The following is a 16,293-nucleotide window of genomic DNA, read 5'->3' as shown; positions in this document are numbered from 1 at the left end:
AAACAAACCACACGAAAGGGGCCAGGGAGTGACATTCAGCGACAAAGACTTTGACGCAACGTCGCGGCTACGCAAAGAGTTTGAAGGCTTGCACGATGAAGCGCGAAAGCAGGAGGCGCTTTCTCGGGGCAAGTTGCCGAACGCCTTAGCGATCATGCATATCGGCGGTATCGCGGCGGCAGTCACGATTGCGGCCGCTTCCAGCACCAGCATAGGGCACGGAAAAGCCGCTGTTGCGGCAGCAAGCTTCTGGGTTGGCCTTGCTTTCGTTTTGCTTTGCTTGCTGTACCAATGGATCATTCCGCTTGGACACGTAATGTAAGCGGTGAGCAGACCCGTCCAGCATTGTTTTCTGGAATGCTGGACAGGTAGGCTGGAAACTTCGTGAATGCGGTGTGACGACAGCGGTTCCGTTCACGATGCCAATCACTACGCACCGGCACGTGACGTGCAAATCCACTTTATTGCGCCGCTAATCGAGAACACTGGCGTCGATAACGTGCACAACGACATACTTTCCAGTACCGTCCAATCGAGCGTTGGTCACGTTTTGTAGTTGTTGTTCGAGTTCGATTGCCGACGACGGCTCTTCTCCGTCGGGTCCTCTTTTGATGCGCTGCGCTCCAGCCCCCACCCAACCAACGATATAAACGGCATGGCGGGTGCGTGGGTCCTGCATGTACTTCCTCAGTAGTCGGATCTGAACAATTCGTTTTTCTCAGCGGCGACGTCATGCCGTCGCAGGTGAAGCCATTTCGCGTTCGTGCAAGATCGCAAGAATCAGGACGTAAAAAAGCCGCAGCTTCCGGAGGATCATCCGCAGGTTATGGCCCGCACCACACATCACGGCATGAATCGCGTCACCCAGTGCGCCCTTGAGCCAGTTTCGGTCGAGCTTGCCGTCGGTCTTCATATGGCCGATCGCCGGTTCGATCGCGCTGCGCCGTTTAATCATGGCCCGCAGCCCACGCGTGATCCCGCGTCGCAAGCCCGGGTGGTAGATCTTCACACCATCGACGGCAACACCCTTGTAGCCTCGATCGACGACCGCAATCTCCGGACTCACGTCGCTCAGGATCGCCGCCTGCTCCAGCGCTTCGGCCAGCGTGTGCCCGTCGTACGGATTGCCCGGCATCGAGCGCGCGCCTATCACCAAGCCCTCTCGGTGCGTCGTCGTGATCGATACCTTCACGCCGAATTCGTAGGGCTGGCGCGCCTTGCCTTTCGAGATGCATTCCACTTCGGGCGCGTGCAAGGCATAGAGCTTGTTCTTGTCCTTCGTCTTCTGCGACAGAATCCGCTTCGTGCGGCCAATCAGATCTTCCAGTGCCGCGCGACCTTGCTGCGCCACGCCACCCAGTTGCCGTTCGACGTCTCGCATCACTCGGCCCACGCGCGAACGCAAGGTTCGCAGTGCCTTCCTCATCCGCTTGTACTGCTTCGCGTGGGCGTAGCGGCCGATCTGGCACGCCAGCCGCGGCGCTTCCCGGTTGTAGTTCTGCCTCAGCTTCAGGCCGTGCCGGTCAGCCGCCTTCACCAGTTGTTCCCGGCAGCGTTCGAGCAACCGGGAATCGGTCGGATGGGCGATCGCCTTCTCCATCACCGTGGTGTCAACAATCACCCGCTTCAGGCTCGCGGTCTTGATCACCTTGGCGCGTTTCGCCGCTTCAATCGTCTCGGCCAGCAGTTCTTCAACGCCGGCTTCACCCAGCCGCTTGCGCCAGCGCGTCAGACTCGACGGGTCGATCGGCGGCTCGGTCTGCAGATAGGTCTCGTCTGTAAAAACCTGCCAGTACGGATTCTCCACCCATTGCCAGACGACATCTTCGTCCGACAGGTCAAACGCGTGCTGCAGATACAGCAGACCCGCTATCAGACGCGGCGACGTCGCCGGCCGACCTCGTCGCGAAACAAAGCTCGCGCTCATCGCCACGCTCAGCCGATCCCAGTCAATCAGCTCGGCTAGACAAACCAATGGATGCTTCAGATTGATCTGCTCGCGCAGCGGATGTCGGAACAAATCTCCCTCTGGCGCCAGCGTCTTCGGACCCATCCAATCCTCGTCGAAATTTGCAGGAAACTCGCTCCAATATGCCGACACCTTGCAAATACGGCAACGTCATTTCGGCATCGCAGCCTTGCTGTTCAAGCCGTTCCGAATTGTTCAGGTCGGACTCAGTACCTGGCCGTCCGTTGCATCCCAGACATCTGCATGCCCGGCCCACTTTATCTCGATCGGAATATCAACCCTCATACCCGAATCCAGGAGATAGGAAATACGGGCGTCGGGCTTTTTTGCGTCAAAGACTTCCGGCTCTCGCGCACCAACCACCGGTTGTTTGACAAGCATCGGCATCAGTTGGCCGTAGATCGCAGTCTGCAGCGCCTTTTCGTCGAGTGGCTTTCGATCTCCTGAAGCTTTGGTCCCTTCCCAAAGCAACGACACGAGGCTATGGTCTGAGCGAAATGCTGGCACGAGCTGTGTTGCAATCGTCTCATTCAGCACAGCTGCTGCATCGTTGTCGTTTCGAACGAGCGCTGACTGACCAACGAGAACCGCTTCAAGTGTTGCTGGTTCAAGCGGAGTCCAGGACTCGTCCGCTCGACGTTGCTCGATCTCGGCATGCAGATTGGCGAACCAGTCGCGATGGTCACCATAGCGAGGGTCGATCTTCCACCGCCCAAACCAGCCACAAGCCAAGTTCGCCGGAGCCTTAGCGAGATGAACCACCAAGCCGTTGCGCGCCTCCAGGAACTGATCCTGCGGGCTGACCCATCCGGCGCCGGTTCTAACCACCTCTTTGGGCGGGCAATCATAAAGCAGCGGCAAAAGCGCAGCGTAGCTCTCCCACGGCACTGTGCTTGGCCATCGACTATCAAACGCGAAGCGTTGTCCCAAGAGCTCCTGCAACACATTTACAAAGGCCACAAGCCGTGGTCGATACCGCTGACCTTGAAATACTTCAGCCTCAAGGAACACTTTTGCATCGTCTGGGGCCAGTAGCCACCATGCGCAGAGCGTCGCCACCGCTGACGATTCTGTCCACGGAGCAGGAAGAGTGCCTGAGCGCCACTCTGATCGAATCGTCGAATTTACGAGATCACTAACTTCCGGCAGCTCCGTCAGCAAGAGTATCTTCAGCGCATACCGACGAGCGTGCACATGTTTAGGTAAGCCATGCGTGATCAGGTGCTCGACGATTCTTGCCGTTAATTCCGCAGGCAGATGCTCGAGCGCGGCGAGACGCCCCCAGATAATAGCGTGCCCATCATCCGGCAACTGTGATTCAGCAAGCAGCGTGTCTTCGAGACGCTTCCAAAAGGCCGCCGGGTATACATCCCAAAGCACCAACAACAAGTCAGGAATGTCACGATCGTTATGGAGTACACGCCAGACGAGGCAGTCCACTTGATGCTCGTTGAACGTCGGCAAGTCTTCGTTCGAAGGATATAGCTCGCGAAAGCCCATTCCAGCAATAACAGCCTCGTTTGGCAGCACGTTCGATCGTGTCCAGAGGGCGGAGGTATCAGCAAGGTTGGTCCAGTTGTTGACCACCCCATCGCGAATCGCTTGTGCGACGACTGTGCCGTAACGATCAGCAAGTGCGTTTAGCGGTGGGGGCTCAAAACAGTCGAATGACACCGAGCCGATGACCCACATCAGCGCATTTGCATGCCCGCCGCGGAGCAGATCAATGTTGGCGTGGATCTGGCTGACCATGCTGGCATCGCAACTATCGCTCTCAAGCTTGTACTGGCGCTGCTGCCGATTGCTCCGCGCAAGCGGTCCATCAAGGTCGCTGACGCGACCACTATCCCACCTGGCTTGATACGTCGGGACCGATTGCGCAAGTGCTTCTACAGTTTCCATCGGCACGATCGCCGGATGACGAAATGCGAGATCTGTAACCTCGTCAAACAATCGCCCTCCTATGTTCGGTTGATCGGCGTACAAGCGACACAACTCGATCCAACACTCAGCTTCTATATTGCTCGATAGCCCCTCGTAAAACGGAACATGCCACCACGGCAGAAACTCCTGGTCGTCGGGCCAGCTGGCTAACCGCCAACGAAGCAATAACGAGCTGAAGTCTGGTTTCGCTTTCAGCGCGCTGACCAATTGAGCATGCAGAGTCTGATCTGCCACGCCATGGTGACGTGTCCATTCGGCCAAGCGAACCAGCCATGTGCCAAGGATTTCGATCGTTATAGGCACCGAGTCAAGCACGGTAATCAACAAAGACGTGGCGACTTGTGCGTACGGTCGCAACTGAATGTAATCCGAGTCATCCGTGAGTAACGGCACTATCGCGTCCAGACTGGCATGGAGATCCTCTACCGTGGCGGGAATACGCTGCGGGAATAGATCTTCCCAGAACCATCGATAGTGACCGAGCGTGAAAGGCTGACGGGGAATGTGAAGGGACAGGAGAACCTGCGCGGTTGTCAGGTGTTGGGGATAGAGAAAGTGCGCAACAACGCCCGCGATGTCGTCCTGAGGGTCCTGATCCGCTGGTAGCTGGAGTAATGAGAGGGCCACCGCTGCGAGATCCGTAGGAGCACGCCTCGCCAAAATCCCAGTCGCCTTCGCTCGAATCGCGGGTACGTCTGTGGGATCGACCGCAATGCTCAGCAAGCTGGGAAACAGATCGGAAGCTTCGGCAATATCGATCATTTCGATCGTCATCTGGCGAACAGCCATGCTTCTGTCTTTGTGCAACAGTTGCTTGAGCGCCGTATCCGAGACCGAACGCGCCAGATCACCGAACCGGTCAAACTCGCGTTGCCACGCACGCTCACCGAACCGATCTGCAAGCGCCATGAGCAAGGTCTCCCGCTCTTCGCTCGTATACCGGATGGTATCGCCTTGGGCTGCGGTCAGGGGATCGTGCTCAATGAGCCACCGGCGAAACGAGCTGACCATCCCCGCAAACCAGGCTGCTGTTTCCCGCAGGGGGCTGGGGATAACACCGTGTTCAATTGGAAACAATGGAGTAACACGGCTTGGAGCCACATGGGCGAATCGGTCGGACAAGTCACGTGCCGCCAGAAATTCGGCAAAGCTCTTATGCGCGAAAACGAAACCGCCCTGTGTATGCCGCGTGAACAAGCCGGTGTTGAGTGTTTCAAGTATCTCGAAGCGCTTGGCACCAGTACAGGAGGCGTCAACCACTCGATCGCTCCGTGCATCAGTGTCAGGGACGGCAATTGTGTCGTTACCGCCGAGCACGATCCGGACAGCGATCTGCTGCGCAATGGCGATGCGTTCAGCTGGCAAAGTCTGGGGTGGTTTTTGATCCGCGTGCTCTCGATTGTGTTCGACGGCGAGACGTTCCATCGCCTTGGTGTACAGAGTCGTCCGATCATAGCCGAGAGACGAATTATCTTCGAGGTACAGCGATAACATCATCGCGAGCGTCAAGGGATGACTCGCGAGCGCAGTTACATGTCGCCTTTGCAGAGACTCCATGAACTGGTCAACCGCATTTTCCCCAGAAAGCTTTTCGAACGCCAAGGCGCGGATGGCGGCCTCTTGCAACGGAAGCAATTGAAGGGTCGTGAGGCCCTCAATGTGCTGTTCCTCGTGCTCAACGGCCGCGAAAAACCTGGAAAGCTGTTCGGCTTCTGAAGGTCGCCAGTCACGGCTGCGACACGATAGCCGCAGCTTTACCAGATGGAGAGCATTGAGTTCGTGAAGGCGGCGTAACCCTTTGCGCAGAACATCGAAAGCCTTTTCGGTTTTGATTCGCCCTTCATCCAACGCATCGATGAACCACCAAACCGGTCGGCCAGACTCGACCATCTCAAAAAAGCTACATTTATCGCCGATCGTATCAAAGATCTCGTCGCCATCGCACCAGTCCTGCCAGCAACTCAAATATGCATGTTCCCCTGCCTGTCGCAGCTCTTGGACACGGTGGCGAAACTCAGACGTTTTGCCACTACCGGGTTCGCCCAGAAGAACGATGCAAGGCACGTCATGCCAGTACTGCCACGGCTCCTGAGTCACCTCGCTCGAGCTCGACTGCGACAGGGAGTTGCGCCCCCCGTCTTTGAAGCGCGACTGGTCAAGCGCAGTGAACAGCCTTTCCGCATGAGTAGTAAAGCGAAAGTCTCCGGCCGACGTCATGAGTCTCCTTCTTTCCAGGTTCCTAGCTTGCGTCCATTATCCCTCCGACTTCGCCTGGTCACGGTGCCTTGTTCACCGAAGCACGAATTGCGAGACGATGCGCGATCTGCTCACGCGATGACTGTCTACTTGCCTTTCCGTCGATTCAAAAAGGTTTGAGACACATATCACTGCTCTGAACACGGCCAGCCAAGGCCGCTCCGCCGATGCGATTCCACGTCGGCGCACTTCGCTCAGGAGCTCACGTGAATCCCACCGTTCTTATTTCCATCGTTCTCACGCTCGCGCTCGTCGCCATGTTCGCGCTCGGGCTGTACTGGCTCAACACAAAGAATCGCCCCGTCCCGTTCCTTCCGCGCCCGCAGCCGCCACCGCTTCCCCCCTTCGCTGCTTACCCCGCAGAATCCACGTCCGCATCGTTCGCTCCCGGTGACACGCACGAATGGGAGGCTAACGCGCACTGGCACGATCACGACGCGCACGCTGTTTCCGGCAGTAGCAACGATCCACATGACACGTGGTCGCTCTTTGGCAAACGCACATCGCCGCATGCACCGGACATCGACGACGTGCAGGTCGAATTGCACGAAGCGTTACGGGGCGAACGGCGCGATGCGTCTGCATCGGTTGACTCCGGACCGCATGCTGATCATGCCGCGCCAATGTCGCCGCCCCCTCCACCTTCACCATCCGGCTCGACGCTGCGCTGTCCTCAGTGCCGCTCTTCGCGCATCGACACGCTCAACCGGGCGCGCAAGGCCGGCAGCACGATCGGCAGTGTCGCTGGTGCAACGAGCGGCATGGCAATGGCGCTCTCGGGCGCGGAGGCCGGTGCCGTCGTCGGCTCTATCGCCGGTCCGGTCGGCACCGTCTTCGGCGGTCTCGCGGGCGCGGTGATCGCCGGACTCGTCGGGAGTGCCGCCGGGTGTGCAGCAGGTTCCGCTGTCGAATGAGCCATGGACGACGACATTCGCAACAACTACCGCTGCCGCTCGTGTGGTCATGTCTTCGGTCCCGCACTCCGCTGAGGCCGGAACGCGCGGCCTGCCGAGCTTGATTCAAAAAAATCTCAGGCCCTTACTACCACCGTGAGCCCGACAAGCATCGCGGCTTCGCCGGTGCGATCGTGCGTCGGCGCCCCCTCTCAGGAGTTCAACGATGCTCTACCCATCTCCCCTCGACTACCTTGCCGCCTTCGCACTCGCGTTCATCTGCGGTGTGCTGGCAGCCGCATGTCACTGCAAATACACGGACAAGATCCGCGAGGAGGCCGCAGCCCATGCATGATTACCCACCCTTCGACGATGAAGAGGAACCATCCTTCTCCGACTCTCCGCGACCGGATGCAAATAGTGAATCCATGTACTACCGGCCAGGCGTAGGTCCGGTTTATCGGTGTCCGCAATGCCAATCGCTCCACACGGAGCCCCGCCATATCGCACGGCGCGTTGGTGGCGCAGTCGGTGCGGCGGCTGGCGCGACCAGCGCTATCGCTATTGCGCTGTCCGGCGCGGAAGCCGGTGCAATGGCCGGTCTGATCGCAGGCCCGATCGGCTCAGCATGCGGTGGCGTTGCCGGTGCAATCCTCGCCGGATTGATCGCCGGTGCTGCAGGTTGTGCAACTGGCGCGGCATTTGGCGAAGCCGTCGACCAGAAGATCCTCGACAACTGGCGGTGTCTCGCCTGCCGGCACACCTTCAGCGTGCAGCCACGCTGAACTGCACCGTCTCCGTTGTCTCACGTTTCCTTCCTCTTGCCCGGCCTCAGTCGGGCTTTATGCACTGCCATTTTCGAATAGGAGAATTTCCCATGCATCTCGTCCAAACCATGGCCTACGTCGGCCAGGAACCGTGGCACGGTCTTGGCAACAAGCTCGCTCCCAAACAACCGCTCGAAGTCTGGGCCCGCGCTGCGGGCATGGACTGGAGCATTGAAGAGGCAGAGGTCCGTTTCGTTGTCGCCGGTAACCGGAGTCTCGGTTCAATCCACGCGTTTCCCGAACAGAAAGTCCTCTATCGCTCGGATACCAAAGCGCCGTTGTCGGTCGTGTCCGCGCGCTATCAGGTCGTGCAGCCGTCCGAGATTCTGGAGTTCTACCGAGATCTCACTGAAGTGGGCGGATTCCAGCTCGAAACGGCGGGCGTCCTTAAGGAGGGCCGCAAGCTGTGGGCGCTCGCCCGTACCGGCCAAAGCGCAACCCTCAAAGGCAAGGACCAGGTCAACGGCTACCTACTGCTCGCCACCGCTTGCGACGGCACGCTCGCCACCACTGCACAGTTCACATCCGTCCGAGTCGTGTGCAACAACACGCTTCAAGTCGCGCTGGGTGACAGCACAAGCGCGGTCAAAGTCCCACACCGCTCGCAGTTCGACGCCCAGGCAGTCAAGCGTCAACTCGGTATCGCAATCTCGTCGTGGGATGCGTTCATGGCGCGAACCAAGGCGCTCTCCGAACGGAAAATTTCGGACTCGGCAGCCGAGGCGTTTCTGCGGCGCGTGCTCACCTACTCGACTGCCAACGTCGCGGACCGCGAAGCGCTCGCGGTCAATGAGCGTGCGATCAAGGCAGTTGGCCAACTCTACGCGGGACGCGGCAAAGGCGCAGACGTGGCGTCGGCCTCCGGAACGGCGTGGGGATTGCTCAACGCTGTAACTGAGTATGTCGATCACCACCGCCGCGCACGCAGCGACGATCACCGGCGCGATGCCGCGTGGTTTGGTCAGGGCGCGACCATCAAACAGAAGGCGTGGGATGAGGCGCTCAAGCTCGTTGTGTAGTCCCCGCTGTTTCCATTCACGCTCGACCCGGCCAGGTTCGCCTGCCGGGTCTTTCCGTCTCTGGAGGTTTCATGAGCGTCATTCCATCCAGTCGCGCCCATTCGCGACGGCCTGCATTGAAGCTCGTCAAGACCGACGAACTGTCCCGCAACGACTGGCTCGCCGTGCGGCGAACCGGGATCGGTGGGTCCGACGCTGCAGCTGCGGTCGGGCTCAATCCGTACATGAGCCCGCTGGAATTGTGGCTCGACAAGACGGGACGCGCGGAAGGACTGCCGCGCCCCGATCCGGCCGATACGACATCGCCGACGTACTGGGGGACACTTCTCGAACCCATCGTGGCGGCGTCGTACACAAAGCAGACGGGCAACCGCGTTCGTCGGGTCAATGCCGTTCTGCGTCACCCATCGATCCCGTTCATGCTCGCCAACCTCGATCGCGAAGTCGTTGGCGCGCGCGACGTCCAAATCCTCGAGTGCAAGACCACCGGCGAATTCGGCGCGCGGCTCTGGCGAGACGGCGTGCCGGAATACGTGCAGTTGCAAGTCCAACATCAGCTCGCCGTGACGGGCAAGATGGCGGCGCATGTCGCGGTACTCATCTGCGGCCAAGCACTGGAAGTCCATCGGATCGAGCGCGATGATGCGTTGATCGGGCGGCTCGTTGAACTCGAAGCACGGTTCTGGCAGTTCGTGGAGTCTGACACGCCGCCCCCTGCGGATGGATCGGAATCGGCCGATCACGCATTGCGGCACCTGTATCCGGGCAACGGCGGCACGGTTGATTTCAGCGACGACCGGCACCTGTCGTCCGTGTTCGCCGACTTGGTCGCCGTGCGGACCGACATCGAAACACGTCAGCAGACCGAAGCGCAGCTCAAACACACCATACAGCAGGCAATGGGCGACGCCACGCGTGCGTTGTTCGAGACCGGCGAAGTGTCGTTCAAACGCAGCAAGGATTCATCCACCGTCGATCTGAAACGGCTGCTGGCCGATCACCCATCGTTCGAAACGCAATACGCCACTTCGAAGCCCGGTTCTCGGCGCTTCCTCGTTTCCACCTGAGTCCGTTTGTATCCGGTCATCGCAACGAACAAGCGTTCTCCTTCATCTTTCTATCTAGAGGTCCACATGCTGAAAGGTCTTTCCATCACCCCGCCCGTGGTCGGGCGAATCTCCATCGGGCGCGTCGTCGAGAAGAATGGCAAGCGGCTGCCGGAGAAGGACGATCAATTTACCCTCACCACGCAAGTGCAAAATCGCGACGGCTGGATGCTGCATCCGCTCAATGAAACACTGCGCAAGACGACGTCCGGCAAGCTGCGTGCGATTCCGGTCCGGGTCCTGTTCAACGATCCAGACCTAAACCTCCGCGCCGACTATAGCCTGTTCGATCGCGATACCGGGCGACCGGTGTGTGTCGGTAACGGTGAAACGTGCCGGCGTGTGAAGGATACCGGAATCGAAGCCCTGCCCTGCCCGTCGCCGGATGGTTGTGCCTTCGGTCGTCAGGGCGGCTGCAAGCCCTACGCGCGGTTGAACGTGATCGTCGGCGACGAAGACGAGCTGGGGTCGTTCATCTTTCGCACAACGTCCTTCAATTCCATTCGCACGCTCGCGGCACGCCTACATTACTTCCGCGCCGTCTCCGGCAACCTGCTCGCGTGTCTGCCGCTGGAACTGAAACTGCGGGGCAAGTCGACCACGCAGAGCTACCGGTCCCCGATCTACTATGTCGATCTCGGCGTGCGATCAGGCAGTACGCTCGAAGACACGTTGACGCAAGCGCACGAACTGGATGTACGGCGACGGACGGCCGGGTTCGATCAGGCTGCACTCGATACGGCGGCTCGTGCCGGCTTTGCCAACGGTGCATTCGAAGACAGCCCGGACGAGCGGGCGGCCGTGGTTGAGGAGTTCTATCCCGAGACAGCGGCCAGTCACACGGACGCGGGCACTGGTACGGGTGAGAAAACTGGCGGGACGCAACCGCAGCGATCAACGCTACGCGACAAACTGGAGCGCAAGGCGGTGCTGCTTGGCGGAGCGGCGGCATGACGGCGACGTCCCGCTGGGCGTTCGTGCTGGCAGTTGGCGCAACGGGCACCGCGCTCAGTTTGTCGATTCTGGCAGGCTGGCAGCGCGGCGGCTCGCTGCCCGAGCGGGCCGTGTGGGTGGCAATCGGCATGGTGCTCGTCACGAGCGCACACCTGTTGCCGGCGTTACTTCGGGACGCGCCGATCCTTGTGCGTGGCACAGGCAGCCTGCTATGGGGCGCCTGCTTGGCAACGGCGTGTTACGGTCATGCGGTCTTCTTCGTAACGGCCCAGCAGCACGCCGGGGAGCTGCGGGCGTCGACCGTACCGGCCGTTGCAATCACGACGTCCGGTCGCACTCTCACGGCCGTCATGGCGGATCGGGCCAACGTGGCGCGTCAGCTTGCGCTCGCGGAGGCGCAGCGCTGTCCTCGTGACTGTCCAGGACTGGAAGCCCGTCGCACGACTCTCGCCGCGCGACTCGAAGCGCTCAATGCGGAAGCGGATGACGTTCGGCGTCGGCAGTCAGCGGACGATCGGGTCACGGCGCAACGTAACACATTACTTGCCGATCCGGTCACGTCACGACTCGCCGCGTTACTCAGGACGACCGTCACCTGCGTCGACCTGCTGGCGGGACTGGCGTTCGCCGCCGTGCTCGAAGGCGTAGCTTGCCTGCTCTGGACGGTCGCGCTCCGGTCGTCGTCATCGGCTCCTGAGCCTGCCGTGACTGAATCTGAAATCGCGCCGATCACGAATTCAGCTACCGTGACTGAGCCTGTAGTCACGACGGTCGCGGACGTGAGTCGCGCGATTCAGCTAAAAGTCACGCCGGCCATGACGAGTCACGCACCGCTGACCGTTAGTCGCGAAACTGCAACTGCCAGTCACGACGGAATAACCGGCAGTCACGCTCCGCGCGACGATCCGGTCCCGCCAACACCGGTCGTCGAGTCGGTCGGTGACGCCGTGACCCAGCTCGCCCAAGACATCGCCGCGGGTCGGGTGCGTCCGACCGTCGCCGACATTCGCCGCTATCTGAGTTGTTCTCAGGCACGCGCGGCCGCGCTACGCCGCCAGATCGCCGAACGCGGCATAGCGACATAAGCGCCGGGCCTCACGCCCGGCCTATTCTTTCTCGACAACCCACGATATGGAAAAGTACGGACGCGATCCCCGATCTCGCCAGCATCACCAATCTTGCCAACCAGCGCGTCGCAGTCGCCGACCGCATATGCACTGCGCCGGGGCAACAGGCTACCGGCGCGTCAACCGCGCCGACAACCGCTCGAAGACCTCCAGCATCATTGCACGATCCGCCGTACTAAGCCGGGACAGGAGCCGATTCAGGTGATTCGCTTGGTCGCTCGACCGGCTACTCGCCTCCGTCAGCATGTCCGCTGCATCGCACTGGAAGATATCAGCCAATTCAAACAACCGTACCACGGTCGGAATCACAACGCCGCGCTCCATTCGGGACACGGCTTCCAAGCCAATCCCAAGCGCTTCCGCCACCTGTTCCTGCGTTAATCCGCTCGCGATGCGCTGCTTGGCGATGGTTCGCCCCACTGCGGCCGCCAGATCGTCGGTTTGCCCTTTCGGCATGCTCCCTCCCAGTCACCCGGAATGGTTGAGCACCATCCGTTTGACATGAAGGGCTTTATTGGTTGATATTCATCGAATTTAGACGATTACATCCTACCGGGTCGATCCAAGTGGCGCTTGCTGGGAATCTGTCGCCCCGATTCATCCCGTTTGGTACGCAAAGCCTTCACAACAAGATCGTTAAAGACAGGAAATGAAAGCATGAAAACTACGCACAACAAGATCGCTACGCGCGTTGCCCTGTATGCCTGCATCGCCGCCACGCTCACCGCCTGCGGGCACAGCGCTCCTTCGGAAAGCGATGCGAAAACTGCTCTACAAGCTCGAATCGGCGACTGCGATTACCTGCATGTGAGTGACTTCACCAAGGTCAACGGTATTTCAATCGATGAAAATACGTACAAAGTCGAAGTGAAATATACGCTCACTCTCACTCCGACTAGCGACATGAAGGAACGCGCGAAGGTGCTGAATGCAGATCGAGCTAAGCTGAGTGATGTCAAGCAAACGTACGATGCGGCGCGTGCGAATTACGATGCTGCCGAAACCGCTTGGGTGGATGCGCACAAGCATGATCCAGACACCAGCATCAGCTCGCCTGATCCAGCCGACCCCAGCAAAGTCACCTATCCCGTCGAGCTGGGTGAATCCGGGGCACGTAATAAATACATACACGACCATAGCGACGGGCTCAATGGCAGCGGGACTGCTGGCGCGTATGCAGAACAGCAAGAGCGAGTCCGTCAGGAGGCTAACGTTCAAATCTTCGCTAACGATTTGCGTAAAGAGTGCCAGAATGTTCAACTGAGGACACTGGGTCAAGCTTTCCATGGCGTTAGTGCAGCGACTGATCTGACTGAATCGGTACAAAATCAATGGGATGAAACGTTTGTGATGATTCGAACCGACAACGGTTGGCAGGAAGCTCAATAGCCGCAAGGACATTGCATCGCCCCATCCGGTGGAGACGGACACGGACGCCATCCGATGACAACGTGATCCGGCTCGCCCAAGACGCCGCACCCGGACGCGTACGCCCCATCGTCCCTGACATTCTCTAGTCCCTGAGCGGCTCTTGGGCGCACGCCATCGCGTTGCGCCGCCGGCTTGCCTCGGCGGCATATGTGCCGAGCCCCGCATCCGACTGCTCGTCTTCCCTTTCCACCCGCGTGCCTACATCCGGCGTTCCCGAAGGTTCCGGCACGTCCTCGACCAGGAGTCCCCCCTCATGTCCGACACCACCGATCTCGTCAAAAGCATCAGCATCGCCAATCTCGCCAACCAATGCGTCGCAGTCGTCGAACGTGTCCATCGCGCGCTCGAACTGATCGACGCACTGCTTGCGCTTGCCACGCAACATGGCTTTGCGCAGGCACCCGACACCAAGCGTACGTGGCTGCTGGCTGAGGTGGCGATCGACGCAGTGCCGGTATCAGCACTGCTCGACGTCATCCGACAGTCGGGTTTCAAGGGTTTCTATATCGGTGAGTAAGTTCGGTCCAAGTTCGGATATGGAACGCATCCCTGCAGGCAGGGTTCCTTTCACTGACCGTTGCACGTTCCGTGTCGCTGTCTCTGCTGGTCATTGTTGTGGCCTTGAGCCATCGCGTCACACTTGAAGCACGCCCGGATTTTCGCGGTGCAATCTGCATCGCTTTCGCCGGTTGTCTGGACGCATCGGGCACGATGCTCTACAAGTCGGCGCTGGTCTATGGCCAGCAACTTTCGATTGTGGCAACGCTCGTCTCACTCTACCCTCTGACGACGGTGGTACTGGCCACGACCATTCTTCGCGAACAGTGGAGCAGATTGCCGCCGATGGCCTTTCATGAACAGACGGTGCTGGGGCAACGCTTACTTACCCACTGGGCGGCTACACCAAATAGCAGCAGACCTCACGCCTAGATCCCCCGTGCGTGTGCACTCCGTCCATGGGTCCAAAACGGTGCGCACTCACGGTACCACGCGCACCACAATGTGGAAGACAGGATGCAACGCATGCGCGTGAATGGCTTTGCAGAAGACGATTGTTCGCCCGATACACTCCAGTGCCTGGTACAAGCGTCAGAGTCGCTCATGCCTTACCGAGCCGGTAAACGCACTCGACGCGCATATCGCGCGTCGAGTGTCATGATTCATCAGGCCGATGCCGTCAGTCGTCGTGTCGGTGATGGCGATGCTTGCGGTGACGATAGCTACCATTGTCATACGAGTTGCGCTGCAGGTTGCCGCCGAGAGCTGCGCCTGCGCCTCCGCCGACTGCCGCGCCAAGGATACCGCCAGTGCGGCCACCCACCGCATTGCCCGCCGCGGTGCCAGCACCACCACCCAGCGCGCCGCCAATGATTGCGCCCGTGCGCTCGTGACGGTTCGCCGTCACTGCGCCGCCGGCACCACCACCGATTGCGCCACCAATCACCGAGCCGGTTTGGCCACCGACCGCGCCGCCAACTGCCGCGCCGGCTGCGCCGCCGAGTGCGCCGCCAAGCGCATTATTCAAATCACTCGCTGCCGCCGGCAGCGCAGTCGCGCCAGCCAGTACGGCGATGACAAAAGTGGGGGCGATTTTCTTCCACATACCCGTATTGTTCCTTGTTCTCAAATTGATTCGGTGGTCTCGCTGGTGTGACACGCTGAACTGGCCTGTGTCGACCGCATTCGCTTCAGCGAGCTTGCGGCGAAGCATAGCACCGGCCTCCGACCGTTACCCCGAACATTCTGGTAACAGAGTATTTACAGTGTGACAGAGTTTGGTCTGTCCGGATTGACCCTGCGGATACGACGAACGGATACGTGTCCGGTATATAACGTCCAAATATTGCATTACTTGAAGACGGGCTCTCGAACTGACCCTGCCTGTGTGGACACGATTCCAGATTCATTTGGCTGCAGATCATCAGTCCGAGCACATCCCGCAGCAGCAACTGCTCCAATGCGATCCTGCAATGGCGCACTTCGCCCTGGAGCTTCCGCTGCAGCATGTCTTGACACAAGTCATTCGTTTTTCTCGAGCGTGAACGGGTCTTCGACAATGGGCCACAGCGGACGCGTGGCCTTCACATATGGCCTACTCGCGAAGTCCGTTGTCAGTGCGCCAGGCGAATCGACAAAGTGGATCTCTTTGGCGAGTGGTGCGAACCCCGCATAGAAGTGATTGGTCGATTTGACAACGATGATTCGGTAGCTGGCCGGATCGAGGCCGAGCGCAATCAGGAACTCGGGATGGAAAACCTGGGTCCGTTGGGTATCGATAATCAGGTCGACGCTCCCGGCGCTAACCCAGGCGGCGTCGCGCTCGAGCAGCCGGTCACGGTTCTTGCTGAAGGTCGAGTGGTCCCACACTGCATCATCCATCGCCAGGCCGACAAACCAGCGAAACAGCATGTTGTAGGAGATTTGTTCCATCAGCATGCATTCGCTTCGAATCGAATACAGCACCTGCAACAGCAACGCGCGAATCAGCTTCTCGGGAGCGATACTCGGGCGGTCGCCCTTCGGGTCGCTCTCGTACATGCGCGCGAACACCGGGTCCATGCGCCTGAGCGCGTCGTTCAGCCAGATACAAATCGGGCGCAACGGGTGGTTGGCGGGAACGAAGTCATCCAGCTTCGCCATTGTGAACATCGCCTCGGTGTAGCCGTCCGCTCCGCGCATCGCTTCGCCCTCAGTGTTCTCTGGTTCCTTGTTTCAACGTTTACCGCTCTCGGTCCGATGACCACGGCCGGAGCTATTTCAACAGCCC

15 protein-coding genes and 3 pseudogenes are annotated in these 16,293 nt (G+C 59.7%); 11 read left to right on the top strand and 7 right to left on the bottom strand.

The features are described 5' to 3' along the window. A partial coding sequence (locus tag ACV229_RS39935; protein ID WP_448088550.1) for a hypothetical protein occupies positions 1 to 322 on the top strand: 322 nt, incomplete at its 5' end. A gap of 150 nt (positions 323 to 472) precedes the next feature. On the opposite strand, the gene ACV229_RS39930 is transcribed toward ACV229_RS39935, so the two are convergent. The 3 genes from ACV229_RS39930 to ACV229_RS39920 form a co-directional block, all read right to left on the bottom strand. Next, the gene (locus ACV229_RS39930; protein WP_448088549.1) at positions 473 to 679 is read right to left on the bottom strand and encodes a hypothetical protein; all 207 of its coding nucleotides are present in this window, start codon (positions 677 to 679) and stop codon (positions 473 to 475) included. Between the two features lie 51 nt (positions 680 to 730). Then, a complete protein-coding gene (locus ACV229_RS39925; RefSeq protein ID WP_448088548.1) occupies positions 731 to 2,053 on the bottom strand; it encodes an IS5 family transposase in 1,323 nt (440 codons plus the stop codon). Between the two features lie 111 nt (positions 2,054 to 2,164). Beyond that, entirely contained in the window at positions 2,165 to 6,130 is a 3,966-nt protein-coding gene (locus ACV229_RS39920) for an NACHT domain-containing protein (protein ID WP_448088547.1), read from the bottom strand. 245 nt (positions 6,131 to 6,375) lie between these two features. On the opposite strand from ACV229_RS39920, the gene ACV229_RS39915 reads away from it, so the two are divergent. The 7 genes from ACV229_RS39915 (at position 6,376) to ACV229_RS39885 (ending at position 12,053) form a co-directional block, all read left to right on the top strand. Next, complete coding sequence (locus ACV229_RS39915) at positions 6,376 to 7,083, top strand: hypothetical protein (protein ID WP_448088546.1); 708 nt, start codon at positions 6,376 to 6,378, stop codon at positions 7,081 to 7,083. A 205-nt stretch (positions 7,084 to 7,288) separates the two neighbouring features. Beyond that, the gene (locus ACV229_RS39910; RefSeq protein ID WP_448088545.1) at positions 7,289 to 7,417 is read left to right on the top strand and encodes a hypothetical protein; all 129 of its coding nucleotides are present in this window, start codon (positions 7,289 to 7,291) and stop codon (positions 7,415 to 7,417) included. Next, positions 7,410 to 7,847 carry a hypothetical protein gene (locus tag ACV229_RS39905; protein ID WP_448088544.1) on the top strand — a complete coding sequence of 146 codons (438 nt, stop codon included), beginning with the start codon at positions 7,410 to 7,412 and terminating at the stop codon, positions 7,845 to 7,847. Before ACV229_RS39910 ends, ACV229_RS39905 begins: the two co-directional genes overlap by 8 nt. Before the next feature lie 92 nt (positions 7,848 to 7,939). Further along, the gene (locus ACV229_RS39900; protein ID WP_448088543.1) at positions 7,940 to 8,908 is read left to right on the top strand and encodes a DUF932 domain-containing protein; all 969 of its coding nucleotides are present in this window, start codon (positions 7,940 to 7,942) and stop codon (positions 8,906 to 8,908) included. Positions 8,909 to 8,979: 71 nt separating this feature from the next. Continuing rightward, on the top strand, positions 8,980 to 9,975 hold the full coding sequence (locus tag ACV229_RS39895) for a YqaJ viral recombinase family nuclease (protein ID WP_448088542.1): 996 nt from the start codon (positions 8,980 to 8,982) through the stop codon (positions 9,973 to 9,975). A gap of 66 nt (positions 9,976 to 10,041) precedes the next feature. Beyond that, a complete protein-coding gene (locus ACV229_RS39890) occupies positions 10,042 to 10,968 on the top strand; it encodes a recombination directionality factor (protein WP_448088541.1) in 927 nt (308 codons plus the stop codon). Next, entirely contained in the window at positions 10,965 to 12,053 is a 1,089-nt protein-coding gene (locus ACV229_RS39885) for a hypothetical protein (protein WP_448088540.1), read from the top strand. Before ACV229_RS39890 ends, ACV229_RS39885 begins: the two co-directional genes overlap by 4 nt. Positions 12,054 to 12,203: 150 nt before the next feature. Here the strand turns inward: ACV229_RS39885 and ACV229_RS39880 are convergent, their stop codons facing one another. After that, positions 12,204 to 12,551 carry a helix-turn-helix domain-containing protein gene (locus ACV229_RS39880; RefSeq protein WP_448088539.1) on the bottom strand — a complete coding sequence of 116 codons (348 nt, stop codon included), beginning with the start codon at positions 12,549 to 12,551 and terminating at the stop codon, positions 12,204 to 12,206. 201 nt (positions 12,552 to 12,752) lie between these two features. Here ACV229_RS39880 and ACV229_RS39875 point away from each other — a divergent pair, with 201 nt between their 5' ends. From ACV229_RS39875 to ACV229_RS39865, 3 genes and pseudogenes are all read left to right on the top strand, one after another. Continuing rightward, positions 12,753 to 13,484 (top strand): hypothetical protein, encoded by a 732-nt coding sequence (locus ACV229_RS39875; RefSeq protein WP_448088538.1) that lies wholly within the window; start codon positions 12,753 to 12,755, stop codon positions 13,482 to 13,484. 295 nt (positions 13,485 to 13,779) lie between these two features. Continuing rightward, positions 13,780 to 13,917: pseudogene (locus tag ACV229_RS39870) on the top strand (DUF4942 domain-containing protein); the annotation flags it as partial. A gap of 197 nt (positions 13,918 to 14,114) precedes the next feature. Further along, positions 14,115 to 14,456 carry a hypothetical protein gene (locus ACV229_RS39865; protein WP_448088537.1) on the top strand — a complete coding sequence of 114 codons (342 nt, stop codon included), beginning with the start codon at positions 14,115 to 14,117 and terminating at the stop codon, positions 14,454 to 14,456. Positions 14,457 to 14,703: 247 nt separating this feature from the next. On the opposite strand, the gene ACV229_RS39860 is transcribed toward ACV229_RS39865, so the two are convergent. The 3 genes and pseudogenes from ACV229_RS39860 to ACV229_RS39850 form a co-directional block, all read right to left on the bottom strand. Next, positions 14,704 to 15,129, bottom strand: a complete 426-nt coding sequence (locus ACV229_RS39860) for a hypothetical protein (protein ID WP_448088551.1) — start codon at positions 15,127 to 15,129, stop codon at positions 14,704 to 14,706. Between the two features lie 416 nt (positions 15,130 to 15,545). Then, positions 15,546 to 15,836: pseudogene (locus ACV229_RS39855) on the bottom strand (MlrC C-terminal domain-containing protein); the annotation flags it as partial. Further along, a pseudogene (locus ACV229_RS39850) lies at positions 15,837 to 16,205 on the bottom strand (transposase); the annotation flags it as partial. Positions 16,206 to 16,293 lie beyond the last annotated feature (88 nt).

The sequence above is a fragment of the Burkholderia sp. MR1-5-21 genome, assembly GCF_053427715.1.
Note: the sequence above shows the minus strand (reverse complement) of the source record. Positions and strands in the feature narration are given on the sequence as shown.